The sequence below is a fragment of the Paraburkholderia sp. BR13444 genome (assembly GCF_040948755.1).
GTDB classification, from domain to species: Bacteria; Pseudomonadota; Gammaproteobacteria; order Burkholderiales; family Burkholderiaceae; genus Paraburkholderia; species Paraburkholderia youngii.
Map to the genome: position 1 here is coordinate 1 of NZ_JBFPKM010000010.1, position 22,175 is coordinate 22,175.

The window sequence follows — 22,175 nt, forward strand, 5'->3', positions numbered from 1 at the left end:
ACCCATCCAGACCTCGACAGAATTTGCAGGAAATTACCCATAAAATGCCAGGTTCCTGCAAATGCATCAACCACTTTCCGCTTTAAACCCTTGTTGCACAGGGCTCTTCGAATTTTTCAGACCCGACCAATTAGGCCTGTGCGCGACGCGCACCGCCGTCCGGCGATCTCCCTGGCGGCATATCCTCAACGATCCCGGTTTCGTCCGCGTGAGTCCCCCCGCTCATGTTCGGGTGCCTTCGCATTCGGCTGCGACCGCCGGCAAAGCTGCCTCGTCCTCGATCTTCGCCCCCTTTTCCGACGCCGGAAGGCTCAACCTGGGGGCTCTATACTGCCTCGACGAAATTCCCTTCTCGAATCTGGAACGCAGCACATGCGCGAGTCACCTGCTGCTGGTCGGCCTCCGTCATGCCGAGCCAAAGCGGCAACCGGATCAGCCGGTTCGCCTGCGATTCCGTCACCGCGAGCGAGCCGTGCGTGCGGCCATAACGCAGCCCCGCAGGCGAAGAATGCAGCGGCACATAGTGAAAGACCGCATCGATCCCGTTTTGACGCAGCCGTTCCAGAATACGCTGTCGCTCGTTGAGCGATTCGACCAGCACGTAATACATATGCGCATTGTGCTGGCAGTGCTCCGGAACGATAGGCCGCCTTAGCATGCCTTTCGCCTCGAACGGCTCCAGCATGGCGTGATAGCGCGACCAGTTTTCCAGTCGCGTTTTCGTGATCTGCTCGGCCTCTTCCAGCTGGGCCCAAAGAAAAGCGGCAATCAGCTCGCCGGGCAGAAACGACGAACCGATGGATTGCCACGTGTACTTATCGACCTGGCCGCGATAAAACTGGCTTCGGTTCGTGCCTTTTTCACGGATGATTTCCGCAGCTTCGGCGTATTCGGGCCGATTGACCAGCAATGCGCCGCCTTCGCCCGAAATCACGTTTTTCGTTTCGTGGAAACTGTAGGTGCCGAGGTCGCCGATGCTGCCGAGCGCCCGTCCCTTGTACGTCGCCATCACCCCTTGCGCGGCGTCTTCCACCACCTTGAGATTATGGCGTTGCGCGATCTCCATGATCGTGTCCATTTCGCACGCAACGCCTGCGTAATGCACCGGCACGATCGCGCGCGTACGCGGCGTGATTGCGGCTTCGATCAGACGCTCGTCGAGATTGAGCGTGTCTTCCCGAATATCGACAAATACCGGAATGCCGCCGCGCAATGCGAACGCATTGGCCGTCGATACGAAGGTATAGGACGGCATGATGATTTCGTCACCGGGCTGGATATCCAGCAATAGCGCGGCCATTTCGAGCGCCGCGGTGCACGAGTGCGTGAGCAGCGCTTTATCGCAGCGGGTCGTCGTTTCCAGCCAGGTGTGGCATCGCTTGGTGTACGGGCCGTCGCCGGCCAGTTTTCCGTTGATGTGAGCCTGTGCAATATAGAACAGCTCTTTGCCGCCCATATGGGGCTGATTGAACGGGATCTTTTTCATTTTATGACCCTAGTCTCGACGCAGAATTGCGAGTCCGAATCCAGTCGCTCCGAACCGGTCGCCGTTGTAAAGCATGTATCGTTCGTTTTTATGATCGAACACGTACGGGTATTCGATCATGTTGGCGTCCCAACCTTGCGGTGATGGCTCGATGCCGACTTCGTCGAGCGCGAGCACCCAGTTTTTGCCGTCGGCGCTTTTTGCATAACCGATCCGATAAGGCGTGCCGCTGCCGCTGCGATACGAAAACCACATCTCGTAGCCGCCTTGCGGATGCAGACAAACGGTGGGGCGAGAAAACGCCTGTGCCGCGCCGAGTTGATGCGGCACGACCTGACCGTGACGGACCCACTGATCGCCGTCGTCGGAGGTGGCGTAGTTGAAGACGTGCAGCATTTCGCCGTTACCGGCATTCCACGTCACGGTGGAGCCGTACCACATCTGCAAACCGCCGCCCTCGGCGTCCATCACCCACGGATACGACAAGCTGACGGGATCGCAGGCATCGGAGCCCATCAGCATTTCGACGCGACTTTCGTCGAGCATCAGATCGTCGGTAACGGGCACCCGGCCGATATCTCCGCGCCAATGTCCGCCTTCGGGGTTTTGCCAGCCCATGAACAGCATGTAGCGGATGCCGTTCGCGACATAGCAATTGCCGATACTCACGCCGGCGGCGTAAAAACTGCCTGCGGGGCCGTGGATCAGGAATGGCTCGCGATGCGTCGCGACAATCTCGCGCCGGACAATATCGACATCGACCGCGCCGACCGACGAGCGATTTTGCTCATCGCGGCCGCTATAGAAGATGCGATAGACGTCGCCGTCCAGCTGCAAAGGCAGTGGATTAGCCGCGTGCGAAAGCAGTTTGGGATGCCCTCCTGTTTCGGGCGGGCAGAAGATCAATCGCTGCTTCTCCCACCGTAGCGTCCTGTTCATATCCCGCGGAGCCTCGTGCTGGGAACGCGCGAACGTTCCGTCGCCTGGCCGATATAGACGCCTTCGCTTTCGGCATTGGCCAACAGGATGGCGCCGGCGCCAACCACGCATTTATCGCCGATCTGAATATGATCGCGAAGCGTCGCATTGACGCCGATAAAACACTGCTCGCCGATCTTTACCCCGCCCGACACGACAATGTGCGAAGCCACGAAGGTGTGATCGCCGATCTGCGAGTGATGGCCGATATGATTGCCGCTCCAGAGCGTCACGTTGTTGCCGATCGTGGCGAACGGCTGGATCGTGTTGTCTTCGAGGATGAAACAGTTCTCGCCGATCCGGTTGGGGTCCGGCACATACGCACGCGAGCTGACATAGCTGGCGATGCCATAACCCATTGCCTTCGCCGCTAGATATTTCTCTTTGCGAATCGCATTGAGCTTCGAATAACTCAGAGCGATGAAGATGTCGTACTTGTCAGCGGGGTAAGTCGAGGCCAGCGATTCGAACGCAACCACCGGCAGACCGCAGAACACCGGCTTGTCGATCCAGGCCTCGTCGACCGTAAACGCGGCGACTTCACGATCCGAATCGTGCGTGAAGTAGAAATGCGCGAGCTCAGCAATGTCACCGGCGCCAAAAATCACCAAGGGTTTCTTCATGGTTTCTGCCTTACGAGGATGGTGAACTCGTACAAACCGTAGTCGTGCAACAGCGCGACGTGCGGGGAATAACGGCGCTTGCAAAAATCGAATGCCCAGGCCGGGTCGGTGTAATAGAGGTAGTCGCGCATCTTGTCGCGGTCGGAATACGACGTCAGACAATTGAAGGAGAAACCTTCACGACTGGATTCGGCGATCACATCGAGCGTTGCTTTGACGTAGTCGAGCCACTCGCTGTCCGTGCGCTCCATCCGCACATTGAAAATGCCGCTCGCCACGCTATAGTCGGCCGGCTCGGCGGGGCGTTCGGTAAGCAGGAATTTCGCGTTATCGGCTTCTGCATGGCGATTGCGCGCGGCGACCACCATGTCGTTGCTGATGTCGGTGCCGACATAACTGAAATCGCGATGCGTCGTCGACAGAAAGTCGTAATACGCGCCGTACCCGCAGCCGATATCGTTGATCGAAAACTGTCGATCCGGGGCGATCACTTTGGAAAGCTGGACGAATCGCAGCGTCTGGCCTTCCTCGCCGTTCCAGTCAACGCCGCGCGGGCTTTCCCCGTGCTCGCTGAGCTTGCCGCTGTAGTACTTCGCCACTTCGGCGTGAATCGTGTCGTTATTGCGGGTCATATTTTTTCCTGATTACTGTCGCGATTCGCGCTGCGCGAAATAAGCATCGACAGAGGCGGGCTCCTGATGACCGAAGCCTAGGATCGCCTGATCCCGGGGCGTCAACGCCGCCGAAGCCAGATTGGCTGGAATATTGATCTGCTGCTTGAGGTACGGAATGGTGAATACGTGATTCACCGCGCGGCGTTGCAATGGCGAACTGTTGATGCCGCCGCAGTGGTAAAGCATGCAGTCCAGCAGAATGAACGAGCCGGCTTTGGCTTCGACCTGAAGCGCATTGCGGCGCACGTACTCGTCGCTCGGGAATTTCTCGGACTTGTGCGAGGCCGGGAGAATAAAGGTCGCACCGTTCTGGCTCGTGAAATCGTCGACGCAAAAGAGCGCGTTGATGGCGATCGGACGCGACGCCACAAAATGCTGGTACGGCAAATCCCGGTGCCACGCGGCCTGGCTGTACGCCTCTCCAGGCGGATTCACCAGTGCATTCTGCTGATTCAGAATGAACGTCCCGGTGATGGTGCACCTGAGCGTATCGAGTAGCGCCGTATTCAAGGCCAGGTCGAGGAACGAGCGGCTATCGAGCGTCAGCGGCGAGCGCACCGTATGAAACTCGTTCAGACGGCGCAGGCGTTCTTCGCCGAAATGATCGATATAGGCATGGCGCACCCGTTCGAATTCCGCCTGCAATGCCTGCAAACCGGCGGCGTCGTATCCGGCGTCGAGAACGGCATAGCCGACATTGCGGAGGCTTTCGGCGGCGAGTTCTGCTTCGGAGGTTCCCTGGATCTGTTCCGTTATGCCGTAACGGGCGGTGGGGACAGTGCGTTCGACGAACATGGTTTCAGTTTTCCCGTCTTCCGACATCACGACGCGACGTACTTCATATACTGCGCCGAGGATTTCCCGCAGTTGAACAGCAGATCCAGGATGGTCACGCCGTGCGTAAACTCTCCCCACTGCTGCGGATACTCGGGATACCCGGCGTACTCGAACCACTGCAATTCGATTCCGGCATTCTGAAAAATGCTCTCGTCGACGTAGTCTTTCGCCGCCGGTCCCGAGATATAGGTCGCCCCCCCGGCTTGCGCACAGAGATCGGCCAGCCGCTCCGTTTTGCCATCCGCCAGCACGTAATCCGACGAACTCGTAATACGCGTCTTGATGCCCAGATACCCGCAAATCTCGCTGATCAGACTTCGATTGAGATCCGAAAGCAAGACGAACGATTTTTCCTCGTAGAACGGCGCAAGCCAGGCCGCAATTTCTTCGAAGTGCGGCGCCCGGCGGTAGTTCTGCGTCAGCGCCTTCCAGTGATTGCCGGCCCAGGGCGTATCGCTGTCTATCTCCGTTTCATTGATTTTCTGGTCGTAACGGCCCTTGACGCGCACGGGCACCGTCAGCCATTGAACGCCTTGCGGCGTTTTGATCTGATTGCGATTGCGCCAGTCGCGTCGCGTGTATTGCATATCGTCGTAGAGAATGAACTCGTCGACGGCCGCGATCATGTCGAAATATCCTTTCCACGGAATGTAGTTGGATTGGACGATGGCGACTCTTTTCATTGCACTTGCATTCCTGCTCGAATGGTTCCCGCCTCGGTCACAAGCGCCCAATCGAAAGTCGGCAGCGCGAGCAGTTGAGCGGCGGCGGCTTCATATTCCCGCGGATTGGCGGCTTTCAGATATCGCAATTTCGTCGTCCATTCCGGCAGGGTGTCCTGCTGCGTAGTCAGCACGACACGAATCAAATCCTTGTACGGCGTGGAGTCGATATAACCGAAGGTCCGGTCGATCTGCTCGCCGCAACCTTCGGGATCGAGAACGAGCACGCCGCGCACGATTTCCGACGCACTCTCCGTTTGCGACGGCGGCGCGGGTTGTTCGACACCCAACGCGCTCATTAGCGCGCCTTCCAAAGACGCGGGCAATTCGCGCAGCGAATGCCATCTGCGCACCTTGGCCTGCGCCGTATGCGCCAGTTGCCGGCGCAGCGACGGCGTCTCGATCAATTTGCCGATGGCATCGATCCAGTCTTGCTCGGTGTCGTTCGCCAGCAAGCCGTCGTAACCGTTTTGGATCGCCGCGCCAAACGCCGCGCGCGCGCTCGCGATGGTGGCCATACCGGCCGCGGAGAATTCCAGATACGACGCCGTCGAGCCGCTTTCATTGAACGCGGTATTGTCGAGCGGCACAAGCGCGATATCGAGTTCGAGCTCATGCATTTGACGCGCGCGCTCGTCGAGCGTCGGCGCGACTTTGACGAACCGGGCGCCCCGGCCTGCACCCCAGCCCGCAGGAGATGTCTCGCCCACGAACGCGAATTTGACCTGGTTGCCGTAACGGTCATGAATCTTGCGAAGCGCTTTGTCGAGCACCGCGAAATTCGACGCTTCGAGCGAATTGCTGAATATACCGATACGAACCACCGGCGCGGCCGCGCGAACCGGATGTTCGAAGAGCTCGAATACCACCTGGCTCGGTACGACATGCACGCGCGACGAAATCGCGCGATACGCTTCGGCCAATTGCTCATTGGCCACGATTACCGCATGGGCATGTTGCACGGCATAGTCGATCGATGCCTTGAACTGCTCGCTCTGCGCATCGAAACGCGCGTCCGTATCGTAGACAATGGGGATGCCGAGACGGAACAACTGTTTCAGCGCATCGAGCGAGAACATGCCGACGATGGCCCGTTGAAGCACAATCAGTTGCGGCGGATTCGTAAGGTCGACCTTGACCTGACCGTCCTGCAACCCGGACACGACTTCCCAGTCGTCCGGCGCGAGACCCAGCGGCTTGATGAGGCGCATGAGCGGCGCGGTGGCGCCCGCGGGATCGGCCGACAACAAAATCACGCGCTTTTTTGCGGGAATCAGGCCGGCTTGCGCGGCTTGCGCGGCTTGCGCGGCTTGCGCGGCTTGCGCGGACGCGATTTTGCGCACACGCGCTTGAGTCCGATCGATGAAAGCTTCGAGTTCGCGCAGGAACGATTGATTGACCTGCTCGTAGACCTCGGGAACGCGATGGATCGTGCGCCGCGCATGCTCGATCTGTTCGGGCGAATTGCCCCACGCCGAACCGACATCGGTCAGGTAGCTCGGCGGCGGCATGTCGAGCATTACGTTATTCGGCAGGTACACGACCGGGCATCCGCACAGCATCGCTTCGAAGCAGGCTGTCGAGGGCTCGTACGTGTAGAGGAATTCGGCCGACCGATAAAGCGCGGCGAGCTGTTCGGGCGTGCGCCGCGCGACACGGAACGATATTTCCGTGCACCCTTCCGTAATCGGACTGAGTTGCCCCCCGCGGCCCAAATAGCGATTAATGAAGACCAGACTGCCCGAGCGCTTCGTATCGTCGACGCCGTCGCGGTTGTAAATGCTCGTATTGATGAGCGGCAGTTGCAGCAGATCCGCTTCCACACCCGCAGGAACGACACAGCTTCCATGCGCGTAAATGAGGTCGTCGGCGCCCCACGTATATCCTTTCTGATGCAGAAAGCCCGGCACATTCAGCAGATAGCGGACGACGTGGCGGGCGTTGGAAGGATTGCCGCTCACGACCTCCGGATAAACGATGATCGGCTCGCGATTTTCGGCGCGATGACGCTCGGCCTCCTTAAGCGTGAGCGTGGGCGTGCGCAGACCGGGAGACACCTTGTCGGTCATGACGTAGGCTTCTTCGCCTGCCAGATTGAGCGCATGACACAGGTAGTGCATCGCGCGAATGCCGCCGGATGCAAGCGTGAAATCCGGTGCATAGACGTAGTACGGCGAGTTGAGCTTGGCAAACAATTGCAGCTGGCGATTCATGAATTTCTACTTTGCCGGGAAGGGGGGAGCCGATCAGCGCATCGCTATAGACGAGGATGAGACTAAATCGGATTGGGCTCAAACAAACCCCCGAACTAACGGTCAAATCCTCGCCAATTCCTCTGCTAGTCCATTGATCCAGAAGAATCGGCGGTAATGCGTCGTGTTTGACGGGGGCGATCGAGGAGCTGGAGTCGGCGCTTCATGCGTCGTGCGTGACGCTGCGAGCGGCCGGCGCGGCGTTGCTCGCCCGCGCGCAGGCCGACGGCCATGCGCGCGCCGATCGTCTTTCGATTTGATTACCGGGGCGATTTTGGCGAAGCGCGGCGCGGGAGCGGATTGACGAGCGTGCCTTGCCCGGGCAATCGACCGCCGACTATGAACTTCAGGGGGAAGAATTCTTGGCGCGCCCGGCTGGGATCGAACCAGCAACCCCTGCCTTCGGAGGGAAGAGGATTCACTCTAACACTATCCAGACAAATCTATAAGCGATTGATTTTACACGCATATGGATTTTCATAAACAGTGTTAGAGGAGCCTAAATCGCTCTATAGTTACGTACTGGTTACGTACTCGGAAGGAACAGGAAGCGCCATGAAACAGGACATCACCACAAAAAAGGGTCGTGCAGCGCTGGCTCTGCGCCGTGATCCGTACTGGCACAAATTGACGGAAGGCCTGCATCTCGGGTTCCGCAAAATGACGGCAGACGGGGGCTCGTGGATTGCGCGCCGACGCAACGAGGCGAAGGGCTACGACTTCCGCTCGCTCGGAGAGCTTGCATCGTTCGATGACGCGAAGCGCGAGGCCGAGCGGTGGGCGCTCTCCACCGAGAACGGCGTCACTGCCAAGGCTCCGACCGTGAAGGAGGCCTGCGCCGCCTACGTGCTCGACATCACGCATCGCAAGAGCGCGGACGCAGGCAAGGACGCTGCGGGGCGCTTCCGGCGACTCGTGGACGACGCTCCGATTGGCCTGATCGCGCTGGACAGGCTTCGCACCTCGCACATCGAGAAGTGGCTGCACGGGCAGGTAGACGGCGCAGAGGCAGACGACCCGGACGACCTGCGCCGCGCGAAGGACAGCGCGAACAGGAACCTCGCGAGCCTGAAGGCGGCGCTGAACAAGGCCATGAAGGACAGGCTCGTTGCGACCGACGCGGGCTGGAAAACGGTTGCGAAGTACAAAGGCGTCGGCAAGCGCCGGGAGGCCGTGCTCACGCCGGATGAGACTGCGCGCCTGCTCTCTGCAATGCCTGACGCGCTGCGCCCCTTCATGAGCGCACTGGCGCTGATCCCGTCGCGCCCTGGAGAGATCGCAGCGCTGCGCGTGCGGGACTTCGACGCGAAGGCCGGGACGCTTGCGCTAGACGGCAAGACAGGGAGGCGCGTCGTGCCGGTCTCCACGCAGGCCGTGGACTTCCTGCGCGCAGAGGTAAAGGACAAGCTGCCTGCAGCGCTGATCTTCACGCAGGCGAACGGCCTGCAGTGGACGCGCTTCGAGTGGCGCGACGGGTTCCGCGAGGCCGCGACCGTCGCTGGCTTCGGGGCGGATATTGTGGCCTACACGTTGCGGCACTCGGCAATCACGGCACTGATCGCGGGCGGCATGACATCGGTGCTCGTGGCGCGCATTGCAGGAACCTCGGTCGAGATGATCGCGAAGCACTACGAGCACGCTGATGCGAGCACGCTGCGCGCGATGCTCGACGCGATGCCCTCTCTTGTGCATCAGGGGGCGGCATGATCGATCTGGAGAAGGCTCGCGCCGGGTTGGCTGCGAAGTGGGCGGAATATCTGGCGCTCTTCGACCGCGACGGCTCCGCAGAAGTAGAGCGGGAGGAGCACCGCGCCGAGGCCGATCTGCTGCGCCTCGCCATTCAGGTGTTCGCAGGGACCACCCCACCGCTGCCGGAGGCCCCGACGCCGGAGCAGATTGCGGCGCACGTGCTCGTGCTTCATTTCCTCAGGGAGCCCAGGACGAAGGCCGAGCGCGTGCGGTGGGAGAAGCACTCACCCTACCTCTTTGGCGAGAAGCACGACGCCGCAAGTCCCCGGCGACAGCGCAATCTGGATCTACTGCGCGAGGTTGCATATGACGTGGCGGCGCGCCCCGGCAAGCGCTTCGTGGCGCAGGCAATCCGGGAACTGTGCGAGCGATACCCTGATGTTGACCCCGTGAGCTTCCGTAGCAACGTGTATGACCACGATAGCTACCGCGAGGCGCGGGACTTCTACCTCGCGGACTACCGGCATCAGTTCGGCGCGCCCGATGAGGAGCCGTAACAACTGCAATAGATCGCCACCCGTAACTATGCACATAGATCAGGGTGGCGTTCTAGGCTAGTTGCCCTCAGCCAAGCTCTCTAATCTCCCTCTCAACCGCTCTATTAACGAAGAGCGGGGCAAACCTACAGAGAGGGAGTGCTAATGAACACTCAATTTATCGGACAATACTTCACGATCCCGGAGACGGCTGAGCGCGCCCGCGTGTCCATCGCGACGCTGCACAACCTGTGGGTCCGTGGAGAAGGGCCTGCGCGCACGCGCATCGGTCGGCGCGTCTTCGTGACGGATGAGGCGCTGCGCGCATGGGTCGAGCGCATGACGGAGAGCACCGCCGCCGCATAGCACCCGCATCACCGCAGGCTCGCATCAGTCGGGCCGCGCACACACAGACAGTTCGCCGCGCAATAGAGGACACCCCAAGGGACGCAGGTTCACTGCGCGCATCACTGCGCGCGGTGCTTGCGCACGCAACCAATTTGTTACGGAGGGTGAAGATGAACAGCAGGCAGAGCAGGAAAAAAGAAGCCCGCATAGGGGGCGCGGGCTGCGATAGGCGCTTAAAGCATCGCCAGCTTAGCGCTCCTGTCGCGGCGTCGCAAGCGCTGCAGGAGGCATCGTCATGAGCGCTCCTCGCGAAGTGACTGCAGAGAACCCGAGCGCGCGTCGCAAGGCAGACCTTGCGTTGGATTCGCACGCCTTTCCCGATGCGAGGCAGACGGTCGCCCGCGCGCTCGTTGCCCACATCAAGGATGACGAGTGCGTGGTGTGGCCGTCCGCGCTGAAGATCGCATATCGCGCAGGCGTGAGCGAGGCGACCGCGCAGCGCGTGCTCACCGAGTTCGACCGCAAAGGGCTTACGGTGCGCCTGCCCGACTTTGTGATCCCGCCCGACCCGAAGAATCCGAAGCCTAAGAAGCAGATCGCCCGGCGCGTTGACATGCACCGTCTGCACGAACTCTATCCCGAGAACATCGATTGGGACGAGTACCTTGTGGGTGGTCGTGCGAAGCAGCAGAGGTTCGCCGCCAAGCGGATTACCGCATCCGAGGTGTCGGATTACCGCATGAACAACGGTGGATTACCGCATCGGACCCCTCGGATTACCTCACCATGCGGTACTAGCGTTTTAGAGCGTTTACAGGAGCGTTCTATAGAGCGTTTTAAAACAAGCAACGACGGCACTGCGCGCGTTTCGCAGCGCGCAGCTACGGCCGCAGGTGAACCTTCAACCGATCTACGGAGTGAATGCGTGAACGGTGCGCAAACCGCCGAAGCAGTGCGCTGCAAAACGCGCACTGTGCAGCCGCATGAAAGCGAAGAAGAGACAACCTTCGAAGGCATCGTCGCGCAATGCGTCGTGCGAGGTCGGGATGATCCGCAGAAGGACTGGAGCGATCGTCAGAGGCAAGGTGCGACCCTCGAAGACCTGCGCGCAGCGTTCGTGCAGGCAGCGGGCAAATCGAAGGGGCCTGCACCGCACTGGAGCGCGATTGACTATGCGCTCGGCGTCATCGTGCAGGAGCGCGCGTCGGTTGTCGGAGGAGCGCATTCGCACAAGTACAGCAAGGAGGAGATCGCTGCGGCGCAGGCGCGGGAGGCGATTCTCTTCCGGCACATCGATCGGCCTTCGTGGAGTGCCACGCACACGCGTCTCGACATCGGCACGTGGCTCGTTCTGAACCGCGATGTAGACGAAGCGCTGTTCGAGGCCGCGTGCCTCGACGCGGTAGAGAAGGCGCAGAGCACCGGCAAGGCTCCGACATGGCATCTCGTGGGCAGCGCGCTCTACGCACGCATGAAGGCACAGAAGAGCAACGCGCAGCAGCAGGAGGCAGCAGGCAAGCGTCTTTTTAACCGGCCCGCTGCGGCGGGCTCCTTTTCCCACGCAGGCAATGAAACGAGGCACTAACCGGAGAACCAGAGATGCGCCCTTCTCGTTTCAACGATGCAGCAGGGAGACAGGCAATGACCGAGGTCTATCTGAACATCATGCAGGGCCCGTTGCGGGCGATGGCGTCCGCGCCGAGTGGCAGAGGAAGCGGCAGCGGAACCACGTTCTCCACGCTGTTGAGCGACCGCGCGCGCGCCGCTGACGAAGCGATGTTCGTGTTGTCGCAGGTCGGAGGGACCACCGCGAACGCAGTGACAATCTCTGCCTCCGGCGGCGAAGAGGCAGAGAAGAGTGCGGGCGAGGTTCGCGTGCTGTTGAAAGGACGGCACGGATACCGGGCGAAGCTCCTCGACCCGTGGCGGCTCGTGCGGTGAACGCAGAGGAGATCGAGCAGGTGTTGCGCGCGTGGTGCGAAGAGCGCGGCCATGTGATCTCTGGCATCGGAGAGGTCAGCGAGCCAGTTGCCGCACTCCTGCTCGGCGTGAGCGCAGCGGCGTTACGGTTGTGGATCAACGAGGGCCGCAGTCCGCTGCAACCGACGCGCCGCTACGCGCGTCACAGGTGGTATCCATTGCACACAATCGCGGCCTTCCTCGCGGATTCCGAAAAGGACGCGCAGCACGGATTGGACTGACGCCTCGCGTTATGCAGAAATTGCATAGGCCGGAACCCGGCAAACCGATCAACGGACAGGAGGCAGGCATGGGGGATTTTCTCAAGGTGGTTCGACTGCTCGCGGCGTCCCGCGACGACAACGTTTCGAACCTCAAACTGCGCGCGCGGCAGGCGCTCTCGATCCGATCCGATGCAGGCGCGCGTGAGTTCTTCGAGCGCGCGACGAAGATCACGGCAACCGGGAGCCTTGTCACCTCGGACGACGACGCGGTGACAGTCTCCGACCCCGAGGTGGTGCGCCTTGTCGCGCGCCGTTCGGTGCTCGGCCTCGTGGCCTCTGCCGTGCCGGGTGGCTGGCGCAACGTGATTCCGTTCAAGGCCATCGCGACGCAGGTCGCGGGCGCGGTTGCCTCGTGGGTGGCGGAAGCGGCGCTCAAACCCATAAGCGGCGCGGAGTTCGCCATCAGCCCGATGGAAGTGCGCAAGGTTACTGCAACGCTTGTCGTGTCGGCAGAGCTTCTGAAGATCGGCAGCGACCAGATCGACGCGGCACTGCAGCGCGACCTCGTGCGCGCCGTAACCGATGAACTGAACGCCACCTTCGCGAGCAACGATGCGCCTTCTGCTACCTCGCCCGGTGGCGCGCTCTACGGCACGGCTCCGCTGCCCTCGACCGGCTCGCTTACCGCCGACGCTGCAATGCTCATCAACGCGTTCGCGGGCGATCTGAGCCGCGCCTTCTGGCTCTTCTCACCGAAGATGGCGGTCGCGCTCGTGGACGAGTTCGGCATCGAATCGACGCTCGGCGCGGCTGGCGGCTTCCTGCTCGGCCTGCCTGCAATCGTCGTCAACGGCGCGCCCGATGGCATGATTGCGCTCGTGGATGCCTCGCGCATCGCGGTCTATGACGGCCCGATTGTGCCTGCGATGGCAACGCACGCCACGATGACGCTCGACGACAACGGGTCGCAGACCCTGCTCTCGCTGTGGCAGTCCAACTGCGCCGCGCTGCGAAGCGAACTCTTCTGCTACTGGAAGCCGCTCGCGGATACCTGCGTGTGGGTCGATGATGCGCCGATGCTCGGAGCGGAAGCACCGACGCGCGCAGCGCCTGCGGCGACGACTCCTGCCGTGCTGCAGAAGCAGACCAAGACGAAGGGAGAGACGGCATGACCGGCCACGATCTGGAGCGCAACGCGCACGACGCGCAGGGGCCGACCCCGGCGCTGAACACCCTGACTGCGGAACTCCTCTCGTGCGTGTCGCAGGACATCGGCAGAGCGCTCGACGCATCCGAGGCGCAGATGCTCGTGCGTGTGGCAGCACTGGCACACGATGCAATCTTGGCGGTCGGCCTGCAGTGCATCACCAACGTGGGCATCATCGACCTCGACGGCGCGCCGAACCTGCTGGTCGAGTTCATAGACAGGCAGGCAGACCAGCGGCATGTGGTCATCCCGTTCCTCGATGCACGCACGATCAACTGAGGGAGGCAGGTATGGCTACGGCAAAGGCAAGAGCAACGCTGCTGGCATCCACCATCGTTGAGGGACGGTCCCTCGACACCGTATCGCGTCGCATCCTCGCACACGAAGGTGCAGGCGAGCACGTTGGCCTCATGAGCGATCTGGAAGTGGCACGCGCAATGGCTGGACTGGCTGTGCGGCACGCGGCAGCGCGTTCCCGTGTCGTCAGTGCGGCCATCATTCGCGAGGCTGGCAGACCGCTCGACGATGCGACGGCACGCGTGCTCGTTGAACTCGACGGCGGCGTCGGCGTGCTCCTCCCTCGTGGCATTGCAGGCAGCAGCGCCACGGCGAAGGTGGGCACGACTGCGAAGCCTCCGCGCAAGCGCCCCGGCAAAGGCAGTGTCGTGTTCAAGTAGACAGGGCAGGCGCGCGGGCGGCGACGAGAGGCAGGGGGGGAGTGTCGCCCGAACGGAAGGGGCCTTGGACACCCCAATTGTTCACATTTTTTCAATCGAAGCCGCTTCATCAACAGGGGCCGACCGCCGTGCCAACACCCCGTAAACCCCGCGAGTTGCACCTCGTACAGGGCACTCACCGCACCTCCCGCCACGGTAGAGGGATGGCGAGCATTAAGCCTTCGCGCAAACTGCCCGAGCCGCCCGAGCTTGTGCAGGAAGACCCGGACGCCCTGGAGGAGTGGAAACGGATGCTCGCGAGCATGGCTCCCGCAGGGCTCGCGAAGCCGCTCGACCGTGGCCTGCTCGCCGGGTGCTGCCTCGCCTACGCGCGCTGGTACAGGGCAGAGAAGGCGCTGGCGATGATGGCGAGGAAGGACCCGCAGACCAACGGCGTGATCATCCGCACGTCCAACGGCAACCACATCCAGAACCCGCTGGTGGGCGCTGCAAACAAGGCCCTGATGATCTACGAACGCATTGCCATGCGCTTCGGCGTGAGCCCGGTAGGGCGCGCGATGCTGGACCTGTCTGCAGTGGAGCTTATGGACGAGGCAACCGAGGACGAAGAGATCGCGCGCAGGTTCTTCGGGGACTAGGGAATAGTGCGAGGCGGGCGGCGCACGCGAATATCCGTCCGCACATAGCATGCTTGTAGAAATCTGGACTTGATTTGACAGACGGTGTCAGCCGTCGGTCTCAGTTCGGCCACAACCGGTCACTGGACCGACGAGTCCAGATTGGTGACAATCTACTCCTCGGAGTCAATCGGGATAGTCGAGTGCCGTGAGCACGCCTTTCTCTCGCATATTGAGCGTCAGCGTTTGCGCCGCTTTTATCTGCGCTGTTGTCATTTTGGACGCGAGTCGATCCCTGACAGAGGCTGCGCGACTTTTTTGCTGAAAATCACTTTGGGCGACCAGCGCATATAACGCGTAAGCTTTCACGTAGTTCCGTGGGACTGCCTCGCCGCGGGCATACATGAAACCGAGGTTGTATTGCGCCTCGGCAAGTCCCCGGTCCGCAGACTTCCGATACCACTGTAGCGCTTGAGCCGAATCCTGAGGCACGCCTCGACCACAGTCGTAGATCAGCGCCAGGTTAAATTCGGCGAAGGGATTACCCTGCTCGGCGGCTTTTCGATTCCATTGGACAGCTAGGGGACCGTTCTGCACTACGCCCCAGCCGTTTTCGTAAAGCGAGGCCACGCCGATCTGAGCCAGAGCATCTCCCTGTTCGGCGGCGGCACTAAACCAATGCATGGCTTGCGTATAGTCTTGATGTACGCCTCGCCCGAACTCATATAACCGCCCCAAGTTGTACTCCGCTTTGACATCACCCTGCACAGCTGCCTTTCTGTACCAGTTCGCGGCTTGGGTCTCGTCCTTTTCTATGCCTTCGCCGATGTCATACATTCTGCCCAAGGCGTACTGCGCGTGTGCCTTCCCTTGCTCCGCGGCCATGCGATACCACCCAGCGGCCCAAGCGTAGCTCTGCTGCACACCTCGTCCTCTCTCATACATGACGCCCATGTTCATCTGCGCAACGGCGTCTCCGCTATTTGCACTCTTCCTATACCACTCGATCGCATCGGGGTAGCTCTGCGGGACACCACGACCGTGAGAGTAGGCGAACCCAATGTTGCTCTGAGCATCTGCTAGACCTTGCTCCGCAGCCTTATGAAACCACTCAAACGCTAAAGCGGGGTCTTTTGGGACGCCGTGCCCGCTGTCATAAAGCAAGCCTAGATTGTTTTGCGCCGCGGGATAGCCCTGACTCGCTGCTGCGCGGTACCACTCGGCGGCATGAACAAAATCTCCTTCCGCCGCGTAATACACACCGAGCCAATCTTGTGCAACGGGGTCACCTGATTCCGCCGCGTGCCGCAATTGATCTACCGCGCTCGCATTCTTGCTTTGTATTGCTCTCGAGACATCCTTTTGCGCATCGTCGATTGACATTGCTGCCGCACACACGTGAACTTCGAACAATATTCCAATTAGCGCTGCAACCAGTCGCACCGATTTGGCCGGATAGTCATCGCGCACGATCGACGAAGCCACTCTCGCCAATGAGATTCCCTTCAGTTTGCCCCGCATACGCGCCCCTGATGTCTTAATTTTCGCCAAGTATATCGAACGCCGAATGTCTCCTTTTCACTGACTTCACTGTCCGTTTAGGGTCGTTTTGAGAGATGCAAGCGTACGCGCCGAGCGTCAGGAAGGTCGGGGCCGACTTTCGCCACCTGTGTTCCAGCAGCTTTCGCTGGCTCTGACGGTGTCTGTTCGATGACGTCCCGACTTATACACATGACTTCATGTTCCCTTGCTCGCAAGGCTATGCTGCTGACGTGCCTTTTGATGCTCCGGTAATTCCCCGCTGGACGCGCGGCGGAGTAAAAGGAGCCCGGATCGCATGGTCGCATGTGATCCGGGCAATGCTTGGGAGGCACACATTCACCTTCGCTTGCCGTTCGCCCATTCCTTCTGGCTGCGAACCACCACCTTCCTCTGCGGACCCTTGGCCATCTCTGCCTCGGTAATCCTCTCAGCCTGCTCCTCTCGGAGACTTTGCGCCCGCTGCTGCCCTCGCGTGTACTCATGCAAGGCCCGAGTCAACAAATCCCCAGCAAGCCGTTCCGGGACCGCATTCATGCCGCTGCAGAGTTCCTGCAGGCGCTCTCGTGCAGGCGTGTCGAGCCATGCGATCACAGGCGTTGCAATCCTTCCGTCCGACATGGCCTTCCTCCTCGTGAACAACGATCCAGCATTGGATTCATGCTGCTCGCGAGATTATGCGCGCGGTGCATAACTGTGACTCCACAGATTTGGGGGCTCATCAGGCGGTGCCCTATGCCTGCGCCTGCAGGCCTCCCGAAGTCGCTGCAGAGCATCCCAAAGCGCCCATCGGCCATGTCCTTCCCCCTGTGAGTGCGCCTCGGGATTATGCGCTGGAGCACAGACGTAAAAAAAGCACCGCATGGGTGCCATTGGGGGTGCTGCTGTGAGGGGGAGCGGATACGTACTCCGCTACGTACTGCGCCGCTTAGTTACGTACTTTTTACGTACTGGCCTGCCGCTACGTACTGGAAAATCGCTGAAAGCCTTGACTGACTTGGCGCGCCCGGCTGGGATCGAACCAGCAACCCCTGCCTTCGGAGGGCAGTACTCTATCCATTGAGCTACGGGCGCATCACTACAAACTGCGGGGAATTAACACGAAAGCGCGACAACCAGAACGGACGCGACGCCAACGCGAGAGACCGCAAGGATACCCGGTTTCGGCCGAACCGTCCACCGGACGGCCTCCGACGCCCGCTCCAACTTCTTCCCCGAGTCCCGCCATCGTCCATGCCGATGCGGGTAAACGCCTGCTGAACACCATCCAGGCCCCCTCGCCGCCGCCGAAACCTTGCGTCTATAATCGTCCGTGGCTGATAAAGAACAAGAAGTTGCCGTCGCGCTGTACCGCTCACATACCCACGGAGACGAGACAAGCATGAGCGAAGCACCACACGGAGCCCCGATCAAAACCCCAGCACAGCTCGTCGCCGCGGTCATCGCCGGGTTTGCTGTGCCAATCGTCATCATCGTCCTGCTCGCCGTCTACGTCGATAATTCGACACGCACCGGCGCCGGCACCGACTCCCTCGCCGAAGCCGAAGTCAACTCCCGCATCCATCCAATCGCCCGGGTCGAAATCCGCGACGCCAATGCGCCGCGCGTCTACAAGAGCGGCGAGGAAGTCTACAAGGCGGTCTGCTCAGCGTGTCACGCGTCGGGTGCGGCAGGCGCGCCGAAATTCACCAACACCGGCGACTGGGCGCCGCGCATCGCGCAAGGCTTCGACACGCTGTGGCACACCGCGCTGTCCGGCAAGGGCGCGATGCCGCCGCGCGGCGGCACGAGCCCCGACGACTACAGCGACTTCGAGATCGCGCGCGCGGTCGTCTATATGGCGAACAATTCGGGCGCGAGCTTCCCCGAGCCGGCGCAGCCGGCGGCGGGCGCAGCCGCGGCATCGGGTGCCGCTGCGGCATCCGGTACGGCAGCCGCATCGGACGCGGGCGCGGCCCAGGCCGCCGCGGCGATGGCCGCCATGGCCAGCGTGCCGCAGACTCCCGCCCCGGCAGCAGGCGGCGCGCAAAGCGCGGATGCGTCGCAGGCCGGCAAGGCGCTGTATCAGTCGGTATGTCAGGCCTGTCACGCGGCCGGCGTGCTGAATGCGCCGAAGTTCGGCGACAAGGAAGCATGGGCGCCGCGCCTGAAGGACTCGATGGACACGGTCTACAACTTCGCGCTGCACGGCAAGGGCGCGATGCCGCCGAAGGGCGGCTCGAATGCTTCGGATGCGGACGTGAAGGCCGCGGTCGACTATATGGTCAGCGCGGTGAAGTAAAACGGGCGGGATCAGCCGCTAAACGAAAAATCCCTGCATGCGCTAACGCGATGCAGGGATTTTTTATGCGCAACGATAAGCAACCGCACCGGGCAGGCACTTGAAGCCTCACCCGCTCACGCCTTCTGCAACAGCGCCTTCAGACTCGCGAGCCGATCCTTCGGCGACATCGGCGCCTCTTCCGGCGTCGGCGGCGGCGCATCGTCGAGCAGCATCTCGTTGATAAAGCGCGACGGCTCGCAGACGATCGTCTCCCGCGCCCTCTTACGCTTCTTGCACCAGTTCAGATGCAGGCTGCGCTGCGCGCGCGTGATCGCGACGTACATCAGCCGGCGTTCCTCCTCGATGCGCGCGTCGTCGATCGGCTCGTCGTCCGCGCCGCCGCGATGCGGCATGATGCCTTCCTCGACGCCGACCAGAAACACGTGCGGATACTCGAGCCCCTTCGACGCATGCACGGTCGACAGCCGCACCGCATCCGGATCTTCCTCGCGACCTTCGAGCATCGACATCAGCGCGACCGTCTGGATCAGGCCGAGCAGGTTCTTGCCGGTGTCGCCGAGGCCGTCGGCGGTGTCGTAGCCGGTCGCCTCGCTGCCGGCCGCCGGCTCCTCCTTCGTGCCCTTGCGCTTCAGCCACTCGATGAACTCGAGCACGTTCTGCCACTTCGCCTGCGCCTGGCGTTCGTCGAACGCGTCGTACAGATACGCTTCGTAGTGGATCGCTTCCATCAGCTCGTCGAGCAGCGTGCCCGCCGCATCCTTCTCCGCACGGTCGGTCAGGCGCTGCATGAAGTCGCAGAACGCGCGCATCGGCTCGATCTGACGCGGCGACAGACGCGCCTCGATGCCGCCCATGTAGACCGCCTCGAACAGCGACACCTTTGCCTGGCCCGCGAACGCGCCGAGCGCCTCCAGCGTCGTATTGCCGACGCCACGGCGCGGTGTCGTGATCGCACGGATGAACGCGGGGTCGTCGTTCGCATTGGCGATCAGGCGCAGGTACGCGCAGATGTCCTTGATCTCGGCCTTGTCGAAGAACGACTGGCCGCCCGACAGCACGTACGGAATCCGTTCGCGGCGCAGCACCTGCTCGAAGATGCGCGCCTGGAAGTTGCCGCGATACAGGATCGCGTAGTCGCGGAAATTCGCGCGCCGCTCGAACTTGTGCGCGGACAGCCGGAACACGACGGACTCCGCCTCGTGCTCCTCGTCGTTGCAGCCCGTTACCGTGATCGTGTCGCCCATGCCGTGCTCGGACCACAGCTTTTTCTCGAACAGCTTCGGGTTATTCGCGATCACGTTGTTCGCGGCGGTCAGGATACGCACCGTCGAGCGGTAATTCTGTTCGAGCTTGATCAGGTGCAGATTCGGAAAATCTTTGCCGAGCTGGCCGAGGTTCTCGAGGGTCGCGCCGCGCCAGCCGTAGATCGCCTGGTCGTCGTCGCCGACCGCCGTGAATGCCGCGCGCTTGCCGGCCAGCAGCTTCACCAGTTCGTACTGGCACGCATTGGTGTCCTGATACTCATCGATCAGCAGATAGCGCAGCTTGTTCTGCCAGCGGTCGCGCACCTGCTCGTTGCTCGCGAACAGCTCGGCGGGCAGGCGGATCAGATCGTCGAAATCGACCGCCTGGTACGCATGCAGCGTCGCCACGTAGTTGCGATAGACGATCGCCGCCTGATGCTCGTCCTCGGTCGATGCGGTCGCGATCGCCTGCTCGGGCATGATCAGGCCGTTCTTCCACAGCGAGATGATCGACTGGATCTTGCGGATGAAGCCCTTGTCCGTCGAGCCGACCTGTTCCTGGATCATGCCGAAGCAGTCGTCGGAATCCATGATCGAGAACTGCGGCTTCAGGCCGACGTGTTCCGCCTCCTGCCGCAGGATCTGCACGCCGAGCGAATGGAAGGTACACACCGTCAGCTGGTTCACGGGCACCTTGCGGCCTTCCTTGCCCGGCGCGGTCAGCGTCTTGCCTTCGAGCAGCTTGCCGACGCGCTCGCGCATTTCCGCCGCGGCCTTGTTCGTGAACGTGACGGCGGCGATGTGGCGTGGCTCGAAGCCCTTCGCTTCGATCAGGTGAGCAATTTTCTGCGTGATCACGCGCGTCTTGCCACTGCCGGCGCCGGCGAGTACGAGACAGGGACCGTCGAGATAACGGACCGCTTCACTTTGAGCGGGGTTCAGGCCTGCGGACATCGTTTGTGGATGGGTGAGACGGTTGAGGGCCGCTGAGGTCGGACCGGCGGGAGACGCCGGCCGAAGGCCCGGGACATGCTGCGCGGCTCGATGCGCGCGAGAGGTGCGATGTTAACATGGACAACCGCGATGGACTGCGCGATGGGGTGATGCTCAGCCCCCGGTCCAGCCCACAAATGCCACAATGATGAGATTGCGCGCCGCCGCCGCGGTGGCAAGGCGGCGCGCCGTTCCTCAGGAAGAATCGCATGTCCGCATCGCTGAAGGTTGGATTGATGGGCTACGGCTTCGCCGGCGCGACGTTTCACGCACCGGTGATCGAACATTGCGGACGCGCGAGCGTCGCCGCGATTGCGACCGGGCAATCCGAGAGAGCGCACGCCGACTATCCGCACGCGAAGATCGTCGCCGATCTCGACGCGTTGCTCGCGCTCGACGACATCGACTGCGTCGTGATCGCGACGCCCAACGACACCCACTTCGACCTCGCGCGCCGCACGCTCGAAGCCGGCAAGCACGTGGTCGTCGACAAGCCTGTCACGCTGAGCGCCGCCGACGCCCACACACTTGCCAATATCGCGCTCGCCCGCGGCAAGCTGTTCGCACCCTTTCACAACCGCCGCTGGGACGGCGATTTTCTGACCGTACGCGACCTGCTCGCGCGCGTGGAACTGGGTCGCGTCACGCATTACGAATCGCATTTCGACCGCTTCCGGCCGGGCGTGCGTCAGCGCTGGCGCGAGGATGTGACGCGCGGCGGCGGTCTGCTGTTCGATCTCGGTCCGCACCTGATCGACCAGACGCTCGCCCTCTTCGGCGCACCGCAGACCGTCTCGGCGACGGTGCGCACGCATCGCGACGACGCAAGCGCACCCGACTACGTGCACATCCTGCTCGGCTACGAGGAGTTCGAGGTCGTGCTGCATGCAAGCGCGCTGACCGCGTTGCCGGGACCGCGCTTTGCGATCCATGGAACGCGCGGCAGCTATGTGAAACACGGCCTCGACACCCAGGAAGATCAGCTGAAAGCCGGCCTGCGCCCCGGCGACGCAGGCTTCGGCGCCGGCAACACCCCCGGCGTGCTGCGCGTGCTCGAAGGCGACCAGGAAGTCGAACGTGAATTGCCCACCCGCAACGGCGAGTACGCAGGCTTCTATATTGCGTTGGCCGATACGATCCAGAACGGCGTCGCATTTCCGGTCAGCACGCGCGACGCGGTCGACGTAATGACGATCATCGAACTGGCCGCGCGCAGCTCCGAGCAAGGCGTGCGGCTGCCGTTCGAGCGCATTCGCTGAGCCTTGCCGCTGCGCGTGGCACCGTGC

23 protein-coding genes and 1 tRNA gene are annotated in these 22,175 nt (G+C 61.8%); 13 read left to right on the forward strand and 11 right to left on the reverse strand.

Annotated features, from left to right (window positions below; genetic code table 11):
- Positions 1–325: 325 nt before the first annotated feature.
- Genes rffA through AB3X95_RS25795 form a run of 7 tightly spaced genes read right to left on the reverse strand, consistent with a single transcriptional unit; the run spans position 326 to position 7,533 of the window.
- Positions 326–1,486, reverse strand: a complete 1,161-nt coding sequence (gene rffA / locus AB3X95_RS25765) for a dTDP-4-amino-4,6-dideoxygalactose transaminase (RefSeq protein ID WP_176368581.1) — start codon at positions 1,484–1,486, stop codon at positions 326–328.
- Positions 1,487–1,495: 9 nt separating this feature from the next.
- Entirely contained in the window at positions 1,496–2,425 is a 930-nt protein-coding gene (locus AB3X95_RS25770) for a hypothetical protein (RefSeq protein ID WP_368622900.1), read from the reverse strand.
- Positions 2,422–3,171 carry an acetyltransferase gene (locus tag AB3X95_RS25775; RefSeq protein WP_254906083.1) on the reverse strand — a complete coding sequence of 250 codons (750 nt, stop codon included), beginning with the start codon at positions 3,169–3,171 and terminating at the stop codon, positions 2,422–2,424. Before AB3X95_RS25775 ends, AB3X95_RS25770 begins: the two co-directional genes overlap by 4 nt.
- Complete coding sequence (locus AB3X95_RS25780) at positions 3,084–3,719, reverse strand: class I SAM-dependent methyltransferase (RefSeq protein ID WP_368622901.1); 636 nt, start codon at positions 3,717–3,719, stop codon at positions 3,084–3,086. The genes AB3X95_RS25775 and AB3X95_RS25780 overlap by 88 nt, the downstream gene beginning before the upstream one ends.
- A gap of 12 nt (positions 3,720–3,731) precedes the next feature.
- Positions 3,732–4,556 carry a phytanoyl-CoA dioxygenase family protein gene (locus tag AB3X95_RS25785; RefSeq protein ID WP_368622902.1) on the reverse strand — a complete coding sequence of 275 codons (825 nt, stop codon included), beginning with the start codon at positions 4,554–4,556 and terminating at the stop codon, positions 3,732–3,734.
- Positions 4,557–4,582: 26 nt separating this feature from the next.
- Complete coding sequence (locus tag AB3X95_RS25790; protein WP_176368585.1) at positions 4,583–5,281, reverse strand: WbqC family protein; 699 nt, start codon at positions 5,279–5,281, stop codon at positions 4,583–4,585.
- Complete coding sequence (locus AB3X95_RS25795) at positions 5,278–7,533, reverse strand: glycosyltransferase (RefSeq protein WP_368622903.1); 2,256 nt, start codon at positions 7,531–7,533, stop codon at positions 5,278–5,280. Before AB3X95_RS25795 ends, AB3X95_RS25790 begins: the two co-directional genes overlap by 4 nt.
- A 167-nt stretch (positions 7,534–7,700) precedes the next feature.
- On the opposite strand from AB3X95_RS25795, the gene AB3X95_RS25800 reads away from it, so the two are divergent.
- The 11 genes from AB3X95_RS25800 (at position 7,701) to AB3X95_RS25850 (ending at position 14,850) form a co-directional block, all read left to right on the forward strand.
- Positions 7,701–7,832 (forward strand): hypothetical protein, encoded by a 132-nt coding sequence (locus AB3X95_RS25800; protein WP_309235106.1) that lies wholly within the window; start codon positions 7,701–7,703, stop codon positions 7,830–7,832.
- Positions 7,833–8,127: 295 nt separating this feature from the next.
- The gene (locus tag AB3X95_RS25805) at positions 8,128–9,279 is read left to right on the forward strand and encodes a tyrosine-type recombinase/integrase (RefSeq protein WP_368622904.1); all 1,152 of its coding nucleotides are present in this window, start codon (positions 8,128–8,130) and stop codon (positions 9,277–9,279) included.
- Complete coding sequence (locus AB3X95_RS25810; RefSeq protein ID WP_368622905.1) at positions 9,276–9,818, forward strand: hypothetical protein; 543 nt, start codon at positions 9,276–9,278, stop codon at positions 9,816–9,818. Before AB3X95_RS25805 ends, AB3X95_RS25810 begins: the two co-directional genes overlap by 4 nt.
- A 144-nt stretch (positions 9,819–9,962) precedes the next feature.
- Positions 9,963–10,163, forward strand: coding sequence for a helix-turn-helix transcriptional regulator (locus tag AB3X95_RS25815; RefSeq protein ID WP_368622906.1), 201 nt, complete (start codon positions 9,963–9,965; stop codon positions 10,161–10,163).
- Positions 10,164–10,503: 340 nt separating this feature from the next.
- On the forward strand, positions 10,504–11,730 hold the full coding sequence (locus AB3X95_RS25820) for a hypothetical protein (RefSeq protein WP_368622907.1): 1,227 nt from the start codon (positions 10,504–10,506) through the stop codon (positions 11,728–11,730).
- Positions 11,731–11,786: 56 nt separating this feature from the next.
- A complete protein-coding gene (locus AB3X95_RS25825; RefSeq protein WP_368622908.1) occupies positions 11,787–12,086 on the forward strand; it encodes a hypothetical protein in 300 nt (99 codons plus the stop codon).
- The gene (locus tag AB3X95_RS25830; protein ID WP_368622909.1) at positions 12,083–12,346 is read left to right on the forward strand and encodes a hypothetical protein; all 264 of its coding nucleotides are present in this window, start codon (positions 12,083–12,085) and stop codon (positions 12,344–12,346) included. The genes AB3X95_RS25825 and AB3X95_RS25830 overlap by 4 nt, the downstream gene beginning before the upstream one ends.
- 68 nt (positions 12,347–12,414) lie before the next feature.
- On the forward strand, positions 12,415–13,500 hold the full coding sequence (locus AB3X95_RS25835) for a phage major capsid protein (protein WP_368622910.1): 1,086 nt from the start codon (positions 12,415–12,417) through the stop codon (positions 13,498–13,500).
- Entirely contained in the window at positions 13,497–13,814 is a 318-nt protein-coding gene (locus AB3X95_RS25840) for a hypothetical protein (protein ID WP_368622911.1), read from the forward strand. The genes AB3X95_RS25835 and AB3X95_RS25840 overlap by 4 nt, the downstream gene beginning before the upstream one ends.
- An 11-nt stretch (positions 13,815–13,825) precedes the next feature.
- Positions 13,826–14,212: a hypothetical protein gene (locus tag AB3X95_RS25845; protein WP_368622912.1), complete on the forward strand. Its 387-nt coding sequence runs from the start codon at positions 13,826–13,828 to the stop codon at positions 14,210–14,212.
- A 203-nt stretch (positions 14,213–14,415) separates the two neighbouring features.
- Positions 14,416–14,850 (forward strand): P27 family phage terminase small subunit, encoded by a 435-nt coding sequence (locus AB3X95_RS25850; RefSeq protein ID WP_368622913.1) that lies wholly within the window; start codon positions 14,416–14,418, stop codon positions 14,848–14,850.
- 165 nt (positions 14,851–15,015) lie between these two features.
- Here AB3X95_RS25850 and AB3X95_RS25855 read toward each other — a convergent pair whose 3' ends face one another.
- From AB3X95_RS25855 to AB3X95_RS25865, 3 genes are all read right to left on the reverse strand, one after another.
- Positions 15,016–16,350, reverse strand: a complete 1,335-nt coding sequence (locus tag AB3X95_RS25855) for an SEL1-like repeat protein (RefSeq protein ID WP_368622914.1) — start codon at positions 16,348–16,350, stop codon at positions 15,016–15,018.
- Between the two features lie 357 nt (positions 16,351–16,707).
- A complete protein-coding gene (locus AB3X95_RS25860) occupies positions 16,708–16,989 on the reverse strand; it encodes a hypothetical protein (RefSeq protein ID WP_368622915.1) in 282 nt (93 codons plus the stop codon).
- Positions 16,990–17,366: 377 nt separating this feature from the next.
- Positions 17,367–17,442: transfer RNA gene (locus AB3X95_RS25865), tRNA-Arg, on the reverse strand.
- Positions 17,443–17,749: 307 nt separating this feature from the next.
- Between AB3X95_RS25865 and AB3X95_RS25870 the strand changes: the two genes are divergently transcribed.
- Complete coding sequence (locus AB3X95_RS25870) at positions 17,750–18,649, forward strand: cytochrome c5 family protein (RefSeq protein ID WP_176368587.1); 900 nt, start codon at positions 17,750–17,752, stop codon at positions 18,647–18,649.
- A gap of 116 nt (positions 18,650–18,765) precedes the next feature.
- On the opposite strand, the gene AB3X95_RS25875 is transcribed toward AB3X95_RS25870, so the two are convergent.
- Positions 18,766–20,850: a UvrD-helicase domain-containing protein gene (locus AB3X95_RS25875; protein ID WP_176109948.1), complete on the reverse strand. Its 2,085-nt coding sequence runs from the start codon at positions 20,848–20,850 to the stop codon at positions 18,766–18,768.
- A 248-nt stretch (positions 20,851–21,098) separates the two neighbouring features.
- Here AB3X95_RS25875 and AB3X95_RS25880 point away from each other — a divergent pair, with 248 nt between their 5' ends.
- The gene (locus tag AB3X95_RS25880; RefSeq protein ID WP_368622916.1) at positions 21,099–22,148 is read left to right on the forward strand and encodes an oxidoreductase; all 1,050 of its coding nucleotides are present in this window, start codon (positions 21,099–21,101) and stop codon (positions 22,146–22,148) included.
- Positions 22,149–22,175 lie beyond the last annotated feature (27 nt).